The organism is Streptomyces sp. DI166, assembly GCF_900091315.1.
Classification (GTDB): domain Bacteria; phylum Actinomycetota; class Actinomycetes; order Streptomycetales; family Streptomycetaceae; genus Streptomyces; species Streptomyces fuscus.
The window spans coordinates 42,389-62,632 of record NZ_FLSP01000032.1 but is presented as its reverse complement, the minus strand read 5'-3'; the positions used below and the strand labels follow the sequence as shown (position 1 = coordinate 62,632).

Sequence of the window (20,244 nt, the reverse complement as noted above, 5' to 3'; positions counted from 1 at the left end):
GTTCGGCATTCGGCACATTGTCGACTTGGCAACTTGGCGTGAAGCATTCGATCACGAAGCGTTGCACTCAGGGGCCGTGCAGGGAAGTGCGCCTTGTCGCCGTGGCCAAACCACGTAGGGTGCGCGACACCCCTCAGACCCTTTTCGTGCAGGTCGAACGGGGGTTGAGGGGGGTTTCGGGGCAGGGATGCGTGGTCGCCGGAAGTTGGCTGAAAAGAATCGCCCCGGGGCATGGAAACCGGTCAGCCGCCCGGTGTATTTCCCCCGGAGTGCCGTCCCCGCCGGGTGGAGCCGCCACCGGAGCCGGTGCCGGGTCCGGCGGCCGCCCCGCGCTCGGACCGGCGCAGCAGGATCCGGCAGACCGCGGTGACGGCGGCGAGGCCGAGTGCGGTTCCGGTGGCGCCGGCCAGTGAGGTGCCGTACCAGAGGAGGACCACCGGGACGAGGACGCAGGAGAAGACCGCCCAGCGGACCACGTCGGTGGTGGAGTCCTGGGGCTGCTGTCCCGGCATCGCGTGCTCCCTGTTCGGCGGTTCGCCGGGATCAACGCGTGTTCGAGCCGTCGGTCACTGTCCGCGGCCCGCCCGTGACGTCCGCACAGGCCCACTTCCTGTGCAAACCGCCTGTACAGGGCAGCAACCATTGCGTTACGGGCGCACCCTCGTGCATGCTCCCTGGAACCCCCGCCGGAGCGCTGTGCGGGATCTGGGCTAAGGAGGCGTGCCGCCGTACCCTTGGGGGTATGGGGTTGGGAAGATGTTTCCCGGACACAGCTCCGACCGCACACTGTCGTCCCACCCACACAAGGATCACAACGCCGAGACAGCCATGGCCGGTCACGAATTCTTCGAACCCGCGGACCGCAAGCGGCCCGTCGCCGACCCCACGGCGGCCGAGCCCCTGGCGGCGGACGAGTCACGCCATTCCTGCGACCCTGCCTTCAAGCACGGCGTCGTGGTCGGTTTCGACGGTTCCACCTCCAGCGAGCGGGCCCTGGCCTACGCCATCGGCATGGCGCACCGCTCCGGCTCCGGCCTGATCATCGTGCACGTGGCCAACCGGCTGCCCACCACCGTCTGGGCGGGGTGCGAGCCGCCGGTCTTCGTGGATGTGCCCGATCACCGCACCGAGGTGCTGGGTCTGGAGCTGGCCTGCGCGGACTATCTGGCCGAGGTGCCCTGGATCCTGGTCGAGCGCGGCGGCGACATCTGCCACGAGCTCGAAGAGGTGGGCCGCGAGTACGAGGCGGACGCCATCGTGGTGGGCTCCACGCACGGCATCGTGGGGCGGATCTTCGGGTCCGTGGCGGGGCGGCTCGCCAAGCGGGCGAAGCGGCCCGTCGTCGTCATTCCGTAACTCGGCGTCGTCCCAGGTGAGATGCGCCGTCGGCGCTCCGCCGACCCCCCTTCCCCAGGCATAAATCTACTGGCGCGTAGAGGTGTTTGTGCTCTTGTGAAGGGCATATATGGTTCACCGCGCAACTGAACATGCATGAAGGGAGCCCGCCGTGGACAATGACGTCTCCGCGGGAAGCGGGACCACCACCGTGGTCGGCCGACTCGCCCTCGGAATAACCCTGTTGGCCTTCGGCCTCGGGTACACCGAAGTCATCGACGGTGTCTCGGCCGCTGACGCCGTATCAATTGCCCAGTACGTGGGCGGTGTTGCCCTCTTCGTCGCCGGTCTGCTGGCCTTCAGGGACCACGACAACGCCTCCGGTACAGCCTTCACCGCGCTCGGCGCGCTGTGGTTCACCTGGGCCGTAGCCGCCGACGCGACCGTCTCCGCCAACGCGGCGGGACTGTTCCTGCTGCTGTTCGCCCTGGTGGCGCTCTCGCTGACCCTCGCGGGCGGCGACCAACTCGGCCAGGGCGCCTACGGGTTGTTCTTCCTGTCGTTGCTGCTGCTGTCCATCGCGATGTTCGCCGACAACGACGGACTGGCGAAGGTCGGCGGCTGGTGCGCGGTCGCCGCGGGCGCGGTGGCCTGGTACGCCGCCACGGCGGCACTGGCCCACTGGCCCACGTCGATTCCTCGGCGGGCTGCCGGCCGGGGGGTGACGGCCACCGGCTGATAGGGCAGCCGAGGCCGGGGTGTTGGGCGCGCCCCGGCCGACCGAACGGCCCCCCGCGTGAGTGGTGGCATCACGTGGGGGGCCGTCCCATGCCCGGCGGGTGCCGGCCGCTCGACCGTCCGGAAGGCGTCGACTACTCGACCGTCACCGACTTGGCGAGGTTGCGCGGCTTGTCGATGTCCCGGCCCAGGGCCAGGGCCGTGTGGTAGGCGAGGAGCTGCAGCGGGATGCCCATGAGGATCGGGTCCAGCTCGTCCTCGTTCTTCGGGACCACGATCGTCTGGTCCGCCTTCTCCTGGTGCTGGTGGGCCACCGCCAGGATCTTGCCGCTGCGGGCCTTGATCTCCTCCATCGCGGCGCGGTTCTTCTCCAGCAGGTCGTCGTCGGGGACGATCGCGACCGTGGGGAGGGCCGGCTCGATCAGGGCCAGCGGGCCGTGCTTGAGCTCGGAGGCCGGGTAGGCCTCGGCGTGGATGTAGGAGACCTCCTTGAGCTTCAGGGAGGCCTCACGGGCCACCGGGTAGCCCCGGACGCGGCCGATGAAGAGCATCGAGCGGGCCTGGGCGTACTCCTCGGCCAGCTTCTTGATCGCGTCCTCCTGCTCCAGCATCTCGGAGATCTGGGCGGGCAGCTTGCGCAGGCCCTCGATGATCCGCTTGCCGTCGCGCACGGAGAGGTCACGGGTGCGGCCCAGGTGCAGGGCGAGCAGCGCGAAGGCGACCGTGGTGTTGGTGAAGCACTTGGTGGAGACCACGCAGACCTCGGGGCCCGCGTGCACGTAGACGCCGCCGTCCGCCTCGCGGGCGATGGCCGAGCCGACCACGTTGACCACGCCGAGGACGCGCGCGCCCTTGCGCTTGAGCTCCTGGACGGCCGCGAGCACGTCGTAGGTCTCACCGGACTGCGAGACCGCGATGTAGAGGGTGTCCGGGTCGACGACCGCGTTGCGGTAGCGGAACTCCGAGGCGGGCTCGGCGTCGGCGGGGATACGGGCCAGCTCCTCGATCATCTGGGCGCCGATCATGCCCGCGTGGTACGAGGTGCCGCAGCCGAGGATCTTCACGCGGCGGATCCGGCGCGCCTCGCGGGCGTCCAGGTTGAGGCCGCCGAGGTGCACGGTGGAGAAGCGGTCGTCGATCCGGCCGCGCAGCACGCGGTCGACGGCGTCGGCCTGCTCGTGGATCTCCTTGTGCATGTAGGTGTCGTGGCCGCCCATGTCGTAGGAGGCGGCCTCCCACTCCACGGTGGTGGGCTCGGCGGTGGTGCGGGTGCCCTCGGTGGTGTAGGTGCGGAAGTCGTCGGCCTTGAGGGTGGCCATCTCGCCGTCGTCGAGGGTGACTATCTGCCGGGTGTGGGCGACCAGGGCGGCGATGTCGGAGGCGACGAACATCTCCTTCTCGCCGATGCCGAGGACGACCGGGGAGCCGTTGCGGGCCACCACGATGCGGTCCGGGAAGTCGGCGTGCAGGACGGCGATGCCGTACGTGCCCTCGATCAGCCGGACGGTCTCGCGGACCTTGTCCTCCAGCTTCTCCGCCTGCGAGCGGGCGATGAGGTGGACGAGGACCTCGGTGTCGGTCTCGGAGAGGAACTCGACGCCGTCCGCCTCCAGCTTGCGGCGCAGGTCGGCGGCGTTGTCGATGATGCCGTTGTGGACGACGGCGACCTTGCCCTCGGCGTCCAGGTGCGGGTGGGCGTTCACGTCGGAGGGGGCGCCGTGGGTGGCCCAGCGGGTGTGGGCGATACCGGTGGTGCCCTTGAAGCGCGCCGGGACCTTGGCCTCCAGGTCGCGGACCCGGCCCTTGGCCTTCACCGTCTTCAGACCGGCCGTCTTCGGGGAGGTGATCGCTATGCCGGCCGAGTCGTAGCCGCGGTACTCCAGCCGCTGCAGGCCCTCCAGCAGCAGAGGAGCGACGTCACGCTTCCCGATGTATCCGACGATTCCGCACATATAAAGAGGTATCCCTAGCCGTAGACGATGCGGCGCAGTTGCCGGAGCGTCAGCTCCGGCGGTGCCACCGCCCGGTATTTCAGGTCCGCCGAGATCCGTTCGAAGATCGTCGCGTTCACCAGGCCCTGGGCCTGGAGCTCGCGGTGGCGGCGACGGACGTACTCCTCGGTCGTCTCGTCGAAATAGGCGAGCACGTCCTGGATCACCCGCAGCGCCTCGCCCCGGTTCAGGGGGGTGGTGCGCGTCAGATGATCAACGAGTTCGTCGTGCACCCGGTAGATCCTGAGGTACGGCCACGGCTTTCGCAAGATTTCTGCCCGATTTCGGGCAGGGGCGTGTCGAGGGGTCGGAGACGTGCTAGGGAACCCGTCCTACATGCGCTTCAGGACGGCCTGTTTGGCGAGGGCGAACTCCTCGTCCGTGAGGACTCCCGTGCGGTGCAGCTCGCCCAGCTCGCGCAGGCGGCGCAGCAGGGCGTCGTGGTCGTCCTCGGCGGGCGCCGGGGGCAGCGCGGTGCGGTCCGGTTCGGGGTCCGGGTGGCGTACGTCGTCCTGGGGCGCCGCCGGGTGCGGGAGGCGGGCCTGGACGGCTGCCGCGACCAGGGCCATCAGGGGGTCCTTCTTGAAGCCCCACAGCTCCACCGCGTTCGGGTCGTACTTCGGCGGGGCCTTGGTCGGGGCGCCCCGCACGGTGAAGCGCAGGTGGCCGTTCTCCAGGCCGGCGGCGGGCAGCCACTCCACCGCCGTGATGTCCTCCAGGTTCAGCGCGCGGGCCCCGGCCGCCGCCTTGGCGTCCTCCGTCTTCCAGTTCCACTCCAGCCGGATCCGCTCCCCGTCGAAGCTCGCCGTGCCGTCCCCGGCCGAGACCGACAGCGGCACCGCGGGGCCCGGCAGGAGGTACTCGCGCACCGGGTCCGAGGGGACCTGGTCCAGCATCAGGGCGGTGCGCACCTCCTCGGTGAAGTACTCGGCGACGCCGTAGCGGCCGGGCTCGACTATCAGCTGGTACGGGTCGTGCGGCTCGGTGAGCCGTCCGCCGGTGGCGTGCAGCAGCGGGTCCGCGCCGTCCCGCAGGCGCAGCCTCAGCCGCCCCGCCTTCCTGCCCTGCTCGAACGAGACCCCCGCCAACGCGCCCAGCGGGACGACGAGTTCCCCCAGGGTCTTGCGGAGGAGGCTGACGTTCTTGTCCCGTCCGGGCGTCAGTCGCAGTGCGTCCCCGTCGAAGGCCCAGGTGCCGTCCTTCTGGATGATTTCCGCCATGGGGTGGATTGTTTCATCTGTCTCACGAGAGAGTGGTCCAGACCTCTTTGGGGGTTCCATGGCTTATGGACACCGGCCACAGGCCATGGCTCATGGAAGGACGGTTTTGTGAGACAGCACCACAGAACGCTTCGCCTTCTCGGATCCCTGCTGCTGATCGCGGCGAGCGCCTCGCTGACCGGCGCCGCCCCCGCACCGGCCGCGTCCGCGACCGCCACCCCGCTCGACCGGGTGGTCCCCGCGCCCGTCTCGGCCGAACCGGGCGGCTCCCCCTACCGCATCACCCGCGCCACCCACATCCGCGTGGACGCCTCCCGCGAGACCCGCCGCGTCGGCGAGTACCTCGCCGGGATCCTTCGCCCCTCCACCGGCTACCGCCTCCCCGTCACCACCCACGGCGCGGGTGGCATCCAACTGCGCCTGAAGAAAGGCCCGTTCGGCGCCGAGGGCTACCGCCTCGACAGCGGCCGCAAGGGCGTCGTCATCACCGCCGCCGAGCCCGCCGGCCTCTTCCACGGCGTCCAGACCCTGCGCCAGCTCCTGCCCGCGGCCGTCGAGAAGGACTCCGTGCAGCCCGGCCCCTGGCCGGTGGCGGGCGGCACCATCGAGGACCGGCCGCGCTACGCCTGGCGCGGCGCCATGCTCGACGTCTCCCGGCACTTCTTCGACGTCGGCGAAGTCAAGCGGTACATCGACCAGTTGGCGCTGTACAAGTTCAACAGGCTGCATCTGCACCTCAGTGACGACCAGGGCTGGCGCATCGCCGTCGACTCCTGGCCGCGCCTTGCCACCTACGGCGGCTCCACCGAGGTCGGCGGCGGCCCCGGCGGCTACTACACCAAGGCCGACTACAAGGAGATCGTCCGCTACGCCGCCTCCCGGCACCTGGAGGTCGTCCCCGAGATCGACATGCCCGGCCACACCAACGCGGCCCTCGCCTCGTACGCCGAACTGAACTGTGACTCAGTGGCGCCGCCGCTCTACACCGGCACCGAGGTCGGCTTCAGCTCGCTGTGCGTCGGCAAGGAGATCACGTACGACTTCGTCGACGACGTGATCCGGGAACTGGCCGCGCTCACACCCGGCCGCTATCTGCACATCGGCGGCGACGAGGCGCACTCCACCCCGCACGAGGACTACGTGGCGTTCATGGAGCGCGCCCAGCGGACCGTCACCAAGTACGGCAAGACGGTGGTCGGTTGGCACCAGCTCACCGGCGCCTCCCCGGTGCAGGGGGCGCTCGCCCAGTACTGGGGGCTCGACGGGACCGGCGCCGAGGAGAAGGCCCAGGTGGCCGCGGCGGCACGGAACGGCACCGGGCTGATCCTGTCGCCCGCCGACCGGATCTACCTGGACATGAAGTACGACGCCAACACCCCGCTCGGCCTGTCCTGGGCGGGCTATGTCGACGTGCGGCGCTCCTACGACTGGGACCCGGGAACCTATCTGCCGGGGGTGCCGCAGTCCGCGGTGCGCGGGGTCGAGGCGCCGCTGTGGAGCGAGACGCTGGAGACCTCCGCGCACATCGAGTTCATGGCGTTCCCGCGCGCGGCCGGGGTGGCGGAACTCGGCTGGTCGCCCGCCGCGACGCACGACTGGGAGGACTACCGGGTACGCCTCGCCGCCCAGGCGCCGCGCTGGGAGGCCCTGGGAATCGGCTTCCACCGGTCACCGCAGGTGCCTTGGCCCGCTGAGTAGGACGTCCCCGAGCTGCCCGAAAACATGTACGTCCAGCGAAAACCCTGTGGAAGCGATGTCGGAGGGTGCCCTTATGCTGCACCGCGACGATCACGTGGATCAGGGGAGGGCGCGCAATGTTCGGCAGTCTGTTCGGCAGGGGCGGGGAGAGAACGGACGGCAATCCGCATGCTCTCCCCGCTCCGCGCAAGCGCAAGAACGGCACGTACGAGCTGGTCGCGCTCGGCGACACCCGGGTGCTCACCCTGATCGAGGCCGCCGAGGCGGGCGACTGGGCGGCCGTCAAGGCGGCGCTCGACCCCTTCGACCCGGGCCGCGACCACGCCGTCATCGGGCAACTGGCCGAGCTGGACGGGGTGCAGGACTGGATCGTCCGGGCCGTCGAGGAGGACAAGGAGCACCGGGCGACCGCGCTGCTGATATCCGGCATCCGGCACATCCACTGGGGCTGGGAGGCGCGCACCGCCGACCGTGCCGCGAACGTCTCGCGCGAGCAGTGGCAGACCTTCTTCGAGCGGCTCCGCATCGCCGAGGAACACCTGCTGGAGGCGGCCGAGCTGCGCCCGGAGTGGATCACGCCGTGGCGCCACCTGCTCACCTCCGCGCGCGGCATGTCCCTCGACTCCTCGGTCGCCGAGGCCCGGCGGGACGCCGCGCTGCGCCGTGACCCGCTGGACCTGGACACCCACCTCGCATGGCTCTCGCAGCTCCAGCCCCGCTGGGGCGGCGAGCCGGGGCAGGCCCTGGAGTACGCCCGCGAGACGTACGCCTCCGCACCCGACGGGCACCGGCTCGGCTGCGTGCTGGCCATGGCGTACATCGAGGAGTGGGTGGAGTCCGACGACAAGAACTGCCTCCAGCAGCCCCGCATCCGCACCGAGCTGAGGCAGGCCGCCGAGCGCAGCATCCTGCACCACGCCTACGAGCGGCGCCTCGGCTGGCAGGGCGACTACAACATGTTCGCCATGGCCCTCTCCCTGGCCGGGAGCAGCACGGCCTCGAACGTCTTCCGCGAGCTGGAGGGCGTGTACACCGAGTGGCCCTGGACGTACATGTCGGACCCGCAGAAGGTGTACGCGCGCTTCCGCAAGGCCTTCTGAGCCCGCCGCACCCCGTCACCCCGCCGCCCGCGCCCCGATTACCGGAACTGCCGATGACTCTGCCCGCGAACGCCGCCGCCGACCGCACCTTCCAGGTCGACCTGCGCGGCCTCGTCGACCTCCTCTCCCACCACCTCTACTCCAGCCCCCGCGTCTACCTGCGCGAACTGATGCAGAACGCGGTGGACGCGCTCACCGCCCGGCACACCCTCGAACCCGACGCCCCCGCGGGCGCCTTCGGCATCCGGCTGTACGCGGACGGCTCCGTCGTACGCGTGGAGGACGACGGCGTCGGTCTCACCGAGGCCGATGTGCACACCTTCCTCGCCACCATCGGCCGCAGCAGCAAGCGCGCCGAGAAGATCGCCGAGCAGCGCGCCGACTTCATCGGCCAGTTCGGCATCGGCCTGCTGTCCTGCTTCCTGGTCGCCGACGAGATCCACGTCGTCAGCCGCTCCGCCCGCATCCCCGACGCCCCGGCCGTGGAGTGGCGGGGCCGCGGGGACGGCTCGTACAGCGTGCGCACCCTGCCCGCCTCCAGCCGGCCCCGCCCCGGTACGACGGTCACGCTGACCCCGCGCGCGGACGCCGCCGAGTGGACCCGACCCGCCCAGGTGCACTCCCTGGCCCGGCACTTCGGGTCCCTGCTGCGCCACCCGGTCACCTTCGACGACGGGACCGGCGGGGCGGGCGTCGCGGTCAACCCCGAGCCCACGCCCTGGGCGCAGAGCCACCCCACCCCGGGCGCCCGGGCCCGTGCGCTCGCCGCGTACGGCGAGGAGGTGTTCGGCTTCAAGCCGCTGGACACCATCGAACTGGACCTGCCCGCCGTCGGCCTGAAGGGCATCGCCTGCGTGCTGCCCGAGGCCGTACCCGCCGGGCGCCGCCACGGGCACCGGGTGCACGTCAAGGGCATGCTGCTGTCCGAGCAGGCCGAGGAGATCCTGCCCGAGTGGGCGTTCTTCGTCCGCTGCGTCGTCGACGCCGAGAGCTTGCGCCCCACCGCCTCCCGCGAGTCCCTGTACGAGGACGACACCCTCGCCGCCGTCCGCGACGCGCTCGCCGAGCGGCTGCGCGCCTGGATCGCCCGCGCCGCCGCCAGCGACCCCGACCTGCTCGGCCGCTTCCTCCAGGCCCACCACCTGGCGGTGAAGTCGCTCGCCGTGCACGACGACGAGATCCTGCGGATGCTGCTGCCCTGGCTGCCGTTCGAGACCACCGACGGGCACTGCACCCTCGACGAGTTCGCGCGCACCCACCGCACCGTGCTGGTCACCTCCACCGTGGAGGAGTTCCGGCAGATCGCCGCCATCGCCTCCGCCGCCGGACTCGGCGTCGTCAACGGCGGCTACACCTACGACCGCGACCTGGTGCACCGGCTGCCCGAGGTACGGCCCGAGATCAGCGTCGCCGACCTCGACCCGGCCACCCTCACCGCCCACCTCGACCCGGTCGACCGGGAGACCGAACTGGCCGCCGCGGCCTACCTCGCCCAGGCCCGGGACGCCCTCGCCGTCTTCGACGTCGACGTCGCGCTGCGCACCTTCCAGCCGGCCTCCGCGCCCGCCCTGCTCATGGACAGCCGCGAGGCCCGCCACGAGCGCACCCGCTCCCAGCTCGCCCGGGAACAGGAGGGCGGCATCTGGGGCGACATCCTCGGCGCCCTGCGCCAGGAGGCCCCGCGCGCCCAGCTCATCCTCAACCAGCTCAACCCGCTGGTGCGCACCGCCCTGACCATCGACGAACCCGAGCTGGCCCGCACCAGCGCCGAAGCCCTCTACGGGCAGGCCGCGATGCTCTCCCGCCGCCCGCTCAGGCCCGCCGAGTCGAGCCTGATCAACCGCTCCTTCCTCGACCTTCTCGCCCACGCCCTGCGCAAGGACAGCTGACGATGCCGACCGCACCCCAGACCACCGACGAGCTGTACGAGGCGCTGCGCGAGAACGACCGCCGCCCCTACGGCCGCACCCGCACCCTCACCGCCGAGGAACTCGTCGACGCCGCCGAACAGTTCGGCGAGCCCGAACCGCTCATCCACGCCCTGCTGGAGCTTCAGGAGGCGTACACCTACGGCTCCGAGCCGCGTAAGTCGCCGGTCGTCTTCGCCCGGCTGCTGAACCTCTTCGACGAACAGCCCGACGTCTTCGACGGGCGCCTGCGGCACATGCTGTTCTGGCGGTTCAAGTGGGTCGCCAACGCCCTGCGCCAGCTGCCCGAGATACCGCTCGCCAGCCTGCGCCAGTGGCAGACGGAGATGCGTGACCGCTACGAGAAGGCGGGCCTCGGCCTCCAGCCGTACTACGGGCAGGCCTACCAGCTCGCCGCGCACGTCGGCGAGGACACCGCGCTCGCCTACGAGCTGTGGGCGGGCCGCACCCGCACAGAGCTGAGCGACTGCGAGGCGTGCGAGATCTGCGAGCGGGCGCTGTACCACCTCGCGGCGGGCGACGACGAGCGGGCGCTGCGGATCTGGGAGCCCGTGCTGTCCGGGAAGGAGTCCTGCCAGGAGGAGCCCGCCCGGTCCGTGTCGTACGCGCTGCTGCCCCTGCTGCGCACCGGCCGCACCGACCAGGCGCGGGCGCTGCACCTCGCCGGGTACCGCGGCTGCCGCCGCAACCCCTCCATGGCCCCGGAGGTCGGGCGGCACCTGGAGTTCTGCGCGCTCACCGGCAACGAGGCGCGCGGTCTGGAGCTGCTGGCCGAGAACCGCAACCTGTTCGCGGAGGTCGACTCGCCGCTGGACCAGCTCCACTTCCTCACCGGCGCGGAGGTCCTGCTCCGGCGCGTCGAACAGCTCGGCCACGGTGACCTGCCCGCCGCCGGGTACGCCGGGCGCACCTGGACCGTGGGCACCCTGCGCGCCGAGATCCAGAGCCGCGCCGACGACCTGGCCGCCCGCTTCGACGCCCGCAACGGCACCAGTACGCACACCGACCGGCGCCGGGCCAGGCTGGAGCGGGCGCCGCTGCTGGAGTCGCTGGAACTGACCCTGCGCACCCGCACCCTGGAGGATGTGGCCCCGGCCGCGCCCGTCGCGCCCGCCGCCCCCGCGAAGCCCTCCGTCCCGGATGAGCTGCCGGAACTCATCGCACGGGCACGGGAACTGGACGAGCAGGGCCACCCGGACTCCCGCGATCACTGGGCCCGGCTGCGCGCCCTGGTCGCCGAGCCCGGCTACACCCACCCCGACGACCCGGCCCTGGGCTCGCTGACGCGGCTGCGCGCGGACCTGCTGGAGGACGAGGGCAACCTCGCGGGCGAACGCGACGCCTACGCCGAGTCCGCGGCCCACTTCAAGGAGGCCGCGGAGCTGTACGAGACCGACGGCGAACCGGGCCTCGCGGCCCTCGCCCGCGCCGGTGCCGTCCTGGCCGAGGCGGAGCTGTCCGCGGCGGACGCCCCCACCGGGCACGAGGACAACGTGAAGGCCGGGGCCCTGGGCGACGCGTACGACGCGATCGTCCGGCTGCACGAAGGGGTCTCCGGGCTGCGGCCCGTCCACGAGGCCCGGCTGCTGCGGCTCAGGGCGACCGCGCTGGCGCTGCGGTTCCAGTCCTCGCGCGACCCCGAGCACGCCGAGCAGGTCCTCGCCGAGGTCGAGGGGCTGTACGCGTTCGCCACCCGGCACGACATCCCCGGGCAGATCTCCGGTGCCGTGCTGCTGCGGGCGACCACCCACGCCATCTCCGGCGACCTGCCCACCGCCGTCACCGAACTCGACGCTCTCCTCGGCCGGCTGAGGGAACAGGGCCCCGCCTGGCACCTGCCCCGCGTGCTCGGGCTGCGCGGCAAGGCGCAGCTCGGGATGGGGAACGCCGAGGCCGCCCACGCGGATCTGTCCGAGGCGCTGCGGGTGAGCGCCGAGTGGCCCTCCGCGGGACTTGCCACCGCACGGCTGCACAACGACCTGGCCGAGGCGTGCCTGCACCTGGGCCGTCCCGACGAGGCGCTGCGGCACCTGACCCGCTGCGCCGAGTTGGAGCTGCGCGGGGGCAGCCGCTTCGACGCGTTCTGCACGTACAGCAACGCCGCCCGGCTCACCCTGGACCTGGGCCGCGTCGAGGACTGCATCGCGCTGCTCGACTCCGTGCTCGCCGAACCGGACGCCGCGGCGGGCGAGCTGGACGACCGGCTGCTCGCCCAGCTCCGGCTGACCCGGGCCCGTGCCCTGCACGCCGGCGAGGACCTGAAGGCCGCCACCGCCGAGTTCGTCGCCCTCGCCGCCGAGTCCGCGGGCTGGGAGGACGACCCCGGCAGCCACGCCATGATCGCGGCGGAGACGGCCGTACTGCTCGCCGAGTCCGGGGAGTTCGAACGGGCCCGGGAGGCAGCCGACCAGGCCCTCGCCGCGCACGCCCGGGAACCGCGCTTCGAGCAGCTCAGCAACTGTCTGCGCGAACTCGCCCGGCTCCAGGCGCAGCGGCAGGGGCCGGAGGGTCTGCCCTCCGCTCTCGGGTTCCTGGAGGACGCCGGACGGGTCGCCGACGAGGCGCGCGAGGCCGGGTACGAGGCGCACGGGCGCTCCCTGGACACGGCGCTGGCCTACGAGTACGGCAGGGTCCACGCCCACGCCCATGCCCACGAGGACGCGATCGTGGCGCTGGAGAAGGCCATGGCCCTGCTCGGCGAGCCGGGGGAGGACGCGGCGAAGGCCGGCGAGTGGGCCGAGTGCGTCCGTCTCGCCTCCGCGCTGGAGGGCATCTACCTGGAGCGCCCCGCGCCCGCGCTGGCCCGTCTCGACGCGGCGATCGCCCGGCTGACGCCCCTCGGCCTCACCGAGGACATCGAGCCGCTGACGGAACTGGCGGCCCAGTTGCGCGACGAGAACTGACGGGCCGTAAAAACGCTGACGGGCGCCCCAGGAGGACCGTACTCCTGGGGCGCCCGCCGGTCCGTGCGGCCGCTACCGGCCCGCGATCGGGTTCTTCAGCGTGCCGATCAGCTGCAGCGCGCCCGCCGGGTCCGTAAGGTCCACCATCTGCTGGTTGTTGCGCAGCTGGAGGCGGTTGAGGCAGGACAGGGCGAACTCCGGGGCGAACATGTCGTACTGGCGGAACTTCTCGGCCAGCTCCGGCACGGACGCCTGGTACGCGCGGGTGACCTCGGCGACCGTGCCCCAGAACTCGTCCTCGGTGAGCACGCCCTCCTCGGCCAGGTTCGCCGCGAGGAAGCGGAAGAAGCAGTCGAAGACGTCCGTGAAGATCGACAGCAGTTTCGTGTCCTCGGGGACGTCCACGCGGATCCGCTCGACCGCCGGCGGCAGTACCGCCTCCGGGTCCATGACCGCGATCTCCTCGGCGATGTCCTTGTAGACCGCGCGCTGGACGACACCGTCCTTCAGCACCAGGATCACGTTCTCGCCGTGTGGCATGAACACCAGGTCGTAGGCGTAGAAGCTGTGCAGCAACGGGGTGAAGTACGCCCTCAGGTAGCGGCGCAGCCACTCCGTCGCCGTCAGCCCCGACCGCTCGATCAGCGCCGCCGCGAACGAGGCGCCCTCGTGGTCCTGGTGGACCAGGGAGGCCATGGTGGCGAGCGTCTCGCCCTCCCTCAGGGAGGACACCGGGCTCTCCCGCCACAGCGCGGCCAGCATCTTGCGGTACGGCGAGTAGCGGTCCGTCGCCGCCTCGTACTCCAGGTGCCGGTAGCCGACCGCCGCGCGCTCGCGGATGATCGTCAGGCCCGTCCCCCTGAGCACGGGGTCGTTGTCGATCAGCTGGGCCAGCCAGTCGTTGATGGCCGGGGTCGCCTCCATGTACGCCGCCGAAAGACCGCGCATGAAGCCCATGTTGAGCACGGACAGAGCCGTCTTCACATAGTGCTTCTCGGGGGCGGAGGTGTTGAAGAAGGTCCGGATGGACTGCTGGGCCAGGTACTCGTCGTCGCCCACGCCCAGGCACACCAGGTGCTTGCGGGCCACCTCGGCGGCGAAGGTGACGGTCAGCTTGTTCCACCACTGCCAGGGGTGGACCGGGATGAACAGGTAGTCGGCCGGGTCCAGGCCCTGCTCGCGCAGCACGCCGTGGAACCGCTCGACGGTCTGCTCGCCCAGCTCGGCGCGCACGAAGGACTCGTAGTCGATGCCCACCCCGGCCGTGAACGCGGCCCTCGACCGGTGCGCGGCCAGCCACACCAGCCGGACCGGGCTCGCGGCCTCCGGCGCGTACGCCAGGTACTCGTGGATGCCGAAGCCGAGCCGGCCGTTGTTGGCCACGAAGCAGGGGTGGCCCTCGGTCATGCCGGTCTCGATCGCCTGGAAGCCCGCGCGGGCCAGTTCGGCGGCCGGGACCTGCGGCTTGGTGAGCTTGTAGCAGATGCCGGAGAGGGTGGAGGAGACCTCCTCCAGGTAGACCGGCAGGATCGCGTCGCTCAGGCCCAGGGACTTCTGGAACTCGACGAAGAAGTCCAGCGCGGCCAGGGGCAGGTCGGCGCCGCCCCGGTGACGGGAGATCGAGGCGGCGTCGACCTGCCAGTGATCGAGGGCGCGGCGGACGGCGGTGAACCGGTACACGGTCAGTCCGTCGTCGGCGCGCACCTCGAAGCCGCCGTCGGCCGTGGCCTCGGGCGTGATCAGCCGCTCGTGCGCGAACTCGGCCAGCGCCTTGCGCACCAGCCTGCGGTTGGCCTCCGCCCAGCGCTCGGGGGAGAGGTGGGCGACGGAGTCGGCGAGGCTCATGCGGCCACCCCCGTCGCGGCCAGGAACTGCTCACGGGTGCAGAAGCTGAGCAGGGCCCGCTTCTCCGGCTTGTCGATCTCCCGCTCGGGGACGAAGCCGACGGCCTCGTTCAGGGCGTGCACGGCCTTGTTGGAGACGTCCGGCTCGACCACCACACGGCGCACCGCGGGGTCCTCGAAGAGGTGCGCCATGACGGCGGTGATGACCGCGCGGGTGAAGCCGTGCACCGGGGTGTCGGTGGGCGGGGTGAGGAAGTGCATACCGATGTCGCCGGGCTGCGGCTCGTAGAGGCCGACCAGCTCACGGTGGGCGGGGTCGTACTTCTCCATCAGGAACGCCGGGGTGCCGTGCTCGTCCAGGCCGAGCAGGGCGTGGTGGTGCTCGTCGGCCGCGATCTCCATGTAGGCGCGCTCCACGTCCACCAGGCGGGCGTCCTGCATCATCCAGAAGGCCGCCTTGGGGTGGGTGACCCAGCGGTGCAGCAGCTCGGCGTCCCTCAGCGGGTCGAGCGGGCGGAAGGTGAAGGTCATACGGCGAACTCCTGGAACGCGATGGTCTTCTCGACCGGGTAGTACTCGCTGCCGAGCAGCTCACGGATGATGCAGCTGTTGCGGTAGGGGCCCATGCCCAGGTCGGGGCTGGTGATGCTGTGGGTGTGCACTCCGGCGTTCTGCAGGAACACGCCCCGGCCGGTGACGTCGATGGCGTAGTTGCGGGCCACGTCGAAGTTGCCGTGCGTGTCGCGCACCAGGCGGTCCCGCACGGGCTTGAGGAACTCCGGCTCGGCGTAGGCGTACCCGGTGGCCAGGACCAGGCCCTGGGTCTGGAGCTCGTAGTCCTTCTCCTGCTCCTCCTGGCGGAAGGAGAGGGTGTAGGTGCCGTTCTCGTAACGGGCCGCGTTCAGCGAGGAGTTGGTCAGCAGGCGGGTGGGGACCGGGCCGCCGAGGTTCTTCTGGTACAGCAGGTCGAAGATCTCGTTGATGAGGTCGCCGTCGATGCCCTTGAACAGGCCCTTCTGCTGCGCGGCCAGCCGGTAGCGGGTGGCCTCCGGCAGCGCGCGGAAGTAGTCGATGTACTCCGGCGAGGTCATCTCCAGCGTGAGCTTGGTGTACTCCAGCGGGAAGAAGCGCGGGGAGCGGGTCACCCAGTTCAGCCGGTAGCCGTGGACGTCGATCTCGGAGAGCAGGTCGTAGTAGATCTCGGCGGCGGACTGGCCGGAGCCGACGATCGTGATCGACTCCTTCTTCTGGAGCTCCGCCTTGTTCTGCACGTAACGGGAGTTGTGGAAGAAGTCGCCGCCCAGGCCTCGCACGGCCTCCGGGTAGTGCGGGGTGGTCCCGGTGCCGAGGACCAGGTGCTTGGCCCGGTAGCGGTCACCGCCGGTGGTGCCGACGACGTACAGCCCCTCGGCCTCGTCGTACGTCACCTCGCTGACGGTGGTGTTGAAGCGGACGCTGCTCAGCTTGTTCGCGGCCCAGCGGCAGTAGTCGTCGTACTCGACGCGCAGCGGGTAGAAGTTCTCGCGGATGTAGAAGGAGTACAGCCGTCCCTTCTCCTTCAGGTAGTTCAGGAAGGTGTACGGCGAGGTCGGGTCGGCGAGGGTGACCAGGTCCGACATGAACGGGGTCTGCAGGTGGGCGCCGTCGAGGAACATGCCGGCGTGCCACTCGAAGTCGGGCTTGGACTCCAGGAAGACGGCGTCCAGTTGGTCGATGGGCTCGGTGAGGCAGGCCAGGCCGAGGTTGAAGGGGCCGAGCCCGATCCCTACGAGGTCGTAGATCTTGTTCGGGGATTCAGCAAGCGCGGTCAAGGGACTCTCCCAGGTACTGCTCGGCGTGGCCGGCGATCAGGTCGAGGACGGCGGCGATGTCGGCCGTCGTGGTCTCGGGGTTGAGCAGGGTGAACTTCAGGTAGTGGCGGCCCGCGACCTTGGTGCCCGCGACGACGGCGTCGCCGGAGGCGAACAGGGCCTTGCGGGCGTAGAGGTTGGCGCGGTCGATCTCGGCCGGGTCGGTGACGGCGGCCGGGATGTAGCGGAAGACCAGGGTGGACAGGCTCGGCTGGACCACCACGTCGAAGCGCGGGTCGGCGGCGAGCAGTTTCCAGCCCTCGGCGGCGAGGTCGACGACCTCGTCGAAGAGCTGCCCGATGCCGTCGGCGCCCATCACCCGCAGGGTCATCCACAGCTTCAGCGCGTCGAAGCGGCGGGTGGTCTGCAGGGACTTGTCGACCTGGTTGGGGATGCGCTCGGTCACCATGCGGCGCGGGTTGAGGTACTCCGCGTGGTAGGTGGCGTGCCGCAGCGTGGCCGCGTCGCGGACCAGCACGGCGGAGGAACTCACCGGCTGGAAGAAGGACTTGTGGTAGTCGACGGTGACCGAGTCGGCGCGCTCGATGCCGTCGACGCGGTCCCGGTACTTCACCGAGGCGAGCAGTCCGCAGCCGTAGGCGGCGTCCACGTGCATCCAGGTCTCGTACTGCCCGCACAGCTCCGCGATCTCCGGCAGCGGGTCGATGGAGCCGAAGTCGGTGGTGCCGGCGGTGGCGACGACGGCCATGGGGACGAGGCCGGCCTCGGCGCAGCGCTCCAGTTCGCGGGCGAGGGCGACGGTCTGCATGCGCTTGTCGTGGTCGACCGGGATCGAGACCACCGCGTCCGCGCTCAGGCCGAGCAGCTTGGCGGACTTCTTCACGCTGAAGTGGCTGACCTCGGAGGCGAAGATACGCAGTTTCGCCAGGGAGTCGGTCTTGGCCTCCTCGCGGGCCAGCAGCAGGGCCTGGAGGTTGGACTGGGAGCCGCCGGAGGTGAACACGCCGTCGGCGGCGGGGCCGAGGCCGATGCGGGCGGTGGTCCAGTCGATGAGCTTGCGCTCGATGAGGGTGCCGCCGGCCGACTGGTCCCAGGTGTCGAGGGAGGAGTTGACGGCGGACAGGACGGCCTCGCCGAGCACCGCGGGTATCACCACGGGGCAGTTGAGGTGGGCGAGGTAGCGCGGGTGGTGGAAGTAGACCGCGTCCCGGAGGTAGACGTCCTCCAGTTCGTCCAGCACGGCGGCGGTGTCGTGCAGCGGCTTGTCGAGGTCGATCGCGTCGATGACGGGGGCGAGGGAGTCGACGGTGACGCCGGTGAACGGGCGCTTGGTGGTGGCGAGTTTGGTGGCCACCCGCTCTATGCCTTCGGTCACGGAGCGGCGGTACTGCTCCGCGGTCGTGTCGTTGAGCAGGTGCGAGCGCATGGGGGGTCCTCCGAAGGGAAGCCGGTGCGGAGTGGGGGGAGGGAGCGAAAGGGGACGGGAGTGAACGTCGTCGACTTAGGTAAGCCTAACCTAATTCGATCACGTGTTGCGCAGGGAGCACCCGCGTCCGCCCGTGACAGTCGTCACGTCCGGCGCTCTACTCGCCGCTCTCGCGCAGCTGTTCCTCGCTCATCCCACGCCGCCAGTAGCCGACGAAGGTGACCCGGCGCCGGTCGATCCCGCGCTCACCCACGAAATGCCGACGCAGCGCCTTCACGCACCCCGACTCGCCGGCGATCCAGACGTACGGGCGCTCGGCTGGCGGGAGTTGGGCCCGCCGGAGGGCGTCCAGGGCCATGGGCTCGCGGGGTGCGGGTTCGCGGGTCGTGGGTCCGAGGGCCATGGGGGAGCCCTCGGCGCCGCCCCGCTCCTCGCGGACCAGCCAGTGGATCTCGGCGTCCGCCTGCGTGCTCAGCTCCTGGACGTCCCCGGCGTGCTGGACCTCCAGCCAGACCCGGGCCCGGGTCCCGGCGGGCAGCGACTCGACGATGGCGGAGACGGCCGGCAGCGCGGTCTCGTCGCCCCAGATCACGACGAGGTCGGTGTCGGCGGGCGGGCGGAACCGGATGGCCCGGTTGTCCGCCTCGGCGGGCCCGATGAGCAGCACCCGGTCCCCGGCGCGGGCGGTGGCGGCCCACCGGGAGGCGGGTCCGGCCGGGACCGGGGCGCCGGGCTCGACGCCGTGCAGGACGAAGTCGATGTCGATCTCGTCGGGGTCCCGGCGCAGCGCGCGCAGGGTGTACGAGCGCATCACCGCCCGTACGTCGTCGGGCAGTTCACGCCAGCCCTGCCACCAGCCGTCACCCAGCTCGACGGGGACGACGGGGGCGTCCTGCCCCGGGTGCGGCAGGAACAGTGACAGCGACTGGTCGCGCCCGTCGGAGCGGAAGTCGCGCAGTTCCTCGCCGCCGAAGGTCACCCGGACCAGGGACGGACCGAGCCGCCTCGTCCGTACGACCTGAAGGGCGAAGAAGCGGAACGAGACGGCTACGGTCGTGGCCATGGAGGTCAGGCGACCTTCTTGGCGTTCTCCAGCGCCTCGGCCAGGTTCTCCAGCAGCGGGGTGCACTTGTCGTAGGACAGGATCGGCTCCGGCGAACGCGGGATGACCTGGCCCGCCTTGACGGCCGGGAGCTTCTTCCAGGTCGCCTCGGTGATGTCGGCGGGCTGGAGGGTCGAGGAGCGGTCGTCCATGATGATGATGTCCGCCTCGTACTTGTCGACCTGCTCCCAGCTCAGCGACTCGAACCAGCCGCCGTTGGGCTCCTTGGCCTTCTCGGAGGGCTCGACGAAGTTCACGCCGAGGGCCTTGAAGTACTCCAGGTCGATGGAGAAGTTGGTGCCGGAGACATAGAAGATCTCCGGGGAGGCGGAACCCGCCAGCACCTTGATGTCGGGCTTGGCCTTGGCGGCGGCGCGCAGCCGGGCGGCGGCGGCCTCGAACTTCTTCTTCGAGTCGGCGATCTTGGCGGACTTCATGTCCGCGCCCAGCGACTCGGCCAGCTCCCACATGCGCTCCAGCGGCTGGGTCAGCTGGCGGTCGTAGACGGAGATCGCGACGTCCGGGGCGAGCTTGGCGATCTTGTCGGCGGACTCCAGCGGCACCGACCACAGGGTCCCGGCGTCGTCGAAGGTGGTGGTGATGAGCACCTCGGGGGCCAGGGCCGCGTACTTCTCGATGTTGAGCTTGCCCCACTCGTTGCCGAGCACGGTGACCTTGCTGACGTCGAGGTCGCCGGCCTGGACGTCGGGCTTGCCCTCCTTGGTCGTGGTCGGGCCGAAGACACCCTTGACCTGGATGCCGTAGTCGAAGAGGGCGGCGGCGACACCGGTGAACGCGACGATGTTCGTCGGCACCTTGTCGAGCTTCACCGTCTCGCCGCGGTCGTCCTTGAAGGTCCAGGGGCCGGACTTCGCGGCGGCCTTCTCCTCGCCGGAGCCACCGCTTTTCGCGTCGTCGTCACCGCAGGCGGCGAGCACGGCACCGAGGCCGAGGGCTCCGCCCGCGGCGAGGATGCCACGGCGGGTGAGGTGGGTGGCTGCGTTGGGCATGGGTACGCTGCTTTCGAACAGGGCGATCTTGCGCCGGACAATTCGAAGGTAGGTTAGCCTAACCTCAGATGATGTCCAGGGGCGGGGGTCACACCCTGTACGGACCGAGGCCCAACTCCGTCGCAGCGCACGGAGGTT

The 20,244-nt window shown here is 70.9% G+C and carries 16 protein-coding genes; 6 read left to right on the top strand and 10 right to left on the bottom strand.

The window, feature by feature from the left end; translation table 11 throughout:
• Positions 1-242: 242 nt before the first annotated feature.
• Complete coding sequence (locus GA0115233_RS17875; RefSeq protein WP_093721230.1) at positions 243-512, bottom strand: hypothetical protein; 270 nt, start codon at positions 510-512, stop codon at positions 243-245.
• 316 nt (positions 513-828) lie between these two features.
• Here GA0115233_RS17875 and GA0115233_RS17870 point away from each other — a divergent pair, with 316 nt between their 5' ends.
• Both GA0115233_RS17870 and GA0115233_RS17865 read left to right on the top strand, forming a co-directional pair.
• Positions 829-1,356, top strand: a complete 528-nt coding sequence (locus GA0115233_RS17870; protein ID WP_093721229.1) for a universal stress protein — start codon at positions 829-831, stop codon at positions 1,354-1,356.
• 151 nt (positions 1,357-1,507) lie between these two features.
• On the top strand, positions 1,508-2,074 hold the full coding sequence (locus tag GA0115233_RS17865; RefSeq protein ID WP_093721228.1) for a GPR1/FUN34/YaaH family transporter: 567 nt from the start codon (positions 1,508-1,510) through the stop codon (positions 2,072-2,074).
• A 133-nt stretch (positions 2,075-2,207) separates the two neighbouring features.
• On the opposite strand, the gene glmS is transcribed toward GA0115233_RS17865, so the two are convergent.
• The 3 genes from glmS to GA0115233_RS17850 form a co-directional block, all read right to left on the bottom strand.
• Positions 2,208-4,025: a glutamine--fructose-6-phosphate transaminase (isomerizing) gene (gene glmS, locus GA0115233_RS17860; RefSeq protein ID WP_093721227.1), complete on the bottom strand. Its 1,818-nt coding sequence runs from the start codon at positions 4,023-4,025 to the stop codon at positions 2,208-2,210.
• A 14-nt stretch (positions 4,026-4,039) separates the two neighbouring features.
• Positions 4,040-4,297: a hypothetical protein gene (locus GA0115233_RS17855; RefSeq protein ID WP_093721226.1), complete on the bottom strand. Its 258-nt coding sequence runs from the start codon at positions 4,295-4,297 to the stop codon at positions 4,040-4,042.
• Positions 4,298-4,396: 99 nt separating this feature from the next.
• Positions 4,397-5,284, bottom strand: a complete 888-nt coding sequence (locus tag GA0115233_RS17850; RefSeq protein ID WP_093721225.1) for a DUF4429 domain-containing protein — start codon at positions 5,282-5,284, stop codon at positions 4,397-4,399.
• A 108-nt stretch (positions 5,285-5,392) separates the two neighbouring features.
• Here GA0115233_RS17850 and GA0115233_RS17845 point away from each other — a divergent pair, with 108 nt between their 5' ends.
• The 4 genes from GA0115233_RS17845 to GA0115233_RS17830 all read left to right on the top strand — a co-directional run bounded on the left by GA0115233_RS17845 (position 5,393) and on the right by GA0115233_RS17830 (position 12,913).
• Positions 5,393-6,982, top strand: coding sequence for a beta-N-acetylhexosaminidase (locus GA0115233_RS17845; RefSeq protein ID WP_093721224.1), 1,590 nt, complete (start codon positions 5,393-5,395; stop codon positions 6,980-6,982).
• Positions 6,983-7,098: 116 nt separating this feature from the next.
• Entirely contained in the window at positions 7,099-8,082 is a 984-nt protein-coding gene (locus GA0115233_RS17840; protein WP_093721223.1) for a hypothetical protein, read from the top strand.
• 53 nt (positions 8,083-8,135) lie between these two features.
• Positions 8,136-9,971: an HSP90 family protein gene (locus GA0115233_RS17835; RefSeq protein ID WP_093721222.1), complete on the top strand. Its 1,836-nt coding sequence runs from the start codon at positions 8,136-8,138 to the stop codon at positions 9,969-9,971.
• A 2-nt stretch (positions 9,972-9,973) separates the two neighbouring features.
• Entirely contained in the window at positions 9,974-12,913 is a 2,940-nt protein-coding gene (locus tag GA0115233_RS17830) for a hypothetical protein (protein ID WP_093721221.1), read from the top strand.
• A 72-nt stretch (positions 12,914-12,985) separates the two neighbouring features.
• Here GA0115233_RS17830 and GA0115233_RS17825 read toward each other — a convergent pair whose 3' ends face one another.
• The 6 genes from GA0115233_RS17825 to GA0115233_RS17800 all read right to left on the bottom strand — a co-directional run bounded on the left by GA0115233_RS17825 (position 12,986) and on the right by GA0115233_RS17800 (position 20,106).
• Positions 12,986-14,758 (bottom strand): IucA/IucC family protein, encoded by a 1,773-nt coding sequence (locus tag GA0115233_RS17825; RefSeq protein ID WP_093721220.1) that lies wholly within the window; start codon positions 14,756-14,758, stop codon positions 12,986-12,988.
• Positions 14,755-15,288 (bottom strand): GNAT family N-acetyltransferase, encoded by a 534-nt coding sequence (locus GA0115233_RS17820; RefSeq protein ID WP_093721219.1) that lies wholly within the window; start codon positions 15,286-15,288, stop codon positions 14,755-14,757. The genes GA0115233_RS17825 and GA0115233_RS17820 overlap by 4 nt, the downstream gene beginning before the upstream one ends.
• Entirely contained in the window at positions 15,285-16,568 is a 1,284-nt protein-coding gene (locus GA0115233_RS17815; protein WP_093721218.1) for a lysine N(6)-hydroxylase/L-ornithine N(5)-oxygenase family protein, read from the bottom strand. Before GA0115233_RS17815 ends, GA0115233_RS17820 begins: the two co-directional genes overlap by 4 nt.
• Positions 16,552-17,994, bottom strand: a complete 1,443-nt coding sequence (gene desA, locus GA0115233_RS17810; protein WP_093721217.1) for a lysine decarboxylase DesA — start codon at positions 17,992-17,994, stop codon at positions 16,552-16,554. The genes GA0115233_RS17815 and desA overlap by 17 nt, the downstream gene beginning before the upstream one ends.
• A 157-nt stretch (positions 17,995-18,151) precedes the next feature.
• The gene (locus GA0115233_RS17805) at positions 18,152-19,057 is read right to left on the bottom strand and encodes a siderophore-interacting protein (RefSeq protein ID WP_093721216.1); all 906 of its coding nucleotides are present in this window, start codon (positions 19,055-19,057) and stop codon (positions 18,152-18,154) included.
• Between the two features lie 5 nt (positions 19,058-19,062).
• Positions 19,063-20,106, bottom strand: coding sequence for an ABC transporter substrate-binding protein (locus GA0115233_RS17800; protein WP_093721215.1), 1,044 nt, complete (start codon positions 20,104-20,106; stop codon positions 19,063-19,065).
• Positions 20,107-20,244: the final 138 nt, after the last annotated feature.

Coding starts and splice junctions, on each gene's coding strand:
- GA0115233_RS17850 (WP_093721225.1), bottom strand. CDS start 5,284: ATGGCGGAAATCATCCAGAAGGACGGCACCTGGGCCTTCGACGGGGAC.
- GA0115233_RS17805 (WP_093721216.1), bottom strand. CDS start 19,057: ATGGCCACGACCGTAGCCGTCTCGTTCCGCTTCTTCGCCCTTCAGGTC.
- GA0115233_RS17875 (WP_093721230.1), bottom strand. CDS start 512: ATGCCGGGACAGCAGCCCCAGGACTCCACCACCGACGTGGTCCGCTGG.
- GA0115233_RS17825 (WP_093721220.1), bottom strand. CDS start 14,758: ATGAGCCTCGCCGACTCCGTCGCCCACCTCTCCCCCGAGCGCTGGGCG.
- GA0115233_RS17870 (WP_093721229.1), top strand. CDS start 829: ATGGCCGGTCACGAATTCTTCGAACCCGCGGACCGCAAGCGGCCCGTC.
- GA0115233_RS17830 (WP_093721221.1), top strand. CDS start 9,974: ATGCCGACCGCACCCCAGACCACCGACGAGCTGTACGAGGCGCTGCGC.
- desA (WP_093721217.1), bottom strand. CDS start 17,994: ATGCGCTCGCACCTGCTCAACGACACGACCGCGGAGCAGTACCGCCGC.
- GA0115233_RS17835 (WP_093721222.1), top strand. CDS start 8,136: ATGACTCTGCCCGCGAACGCCGCCGCCGACCGCACCTTCCAGGTCGAC.
- GA0115233_RS17820 (WP_093721219.1), bottom strand. CDS start 15,288: ATGACCTTCACCTTCCGCCCGCTCGACCCGCTGAGGGACGCCGAGCTG.
- GA0115233_RS17800 (WP_093721215.1), bottom strand. CDS start 20,106: ATGCCCAACGCAGCCACCCACCTCACCCGCCGTGGCATCCTCGCCGCG.
- GA0115233_RS17840 (WP_093721223.1), top strand. CDS start 7,099: ATGTTCGGCAGTCTGTTCGGCAGGGGCGGGGAGAGAACGGACGGCAAT.
- glmS (WP_093721227.1), bottom strand. CDS start 4,025: ATGTGCGGAATCGTCGGATACATCGGGAAGCGTGACGTCGCTCCTCTG.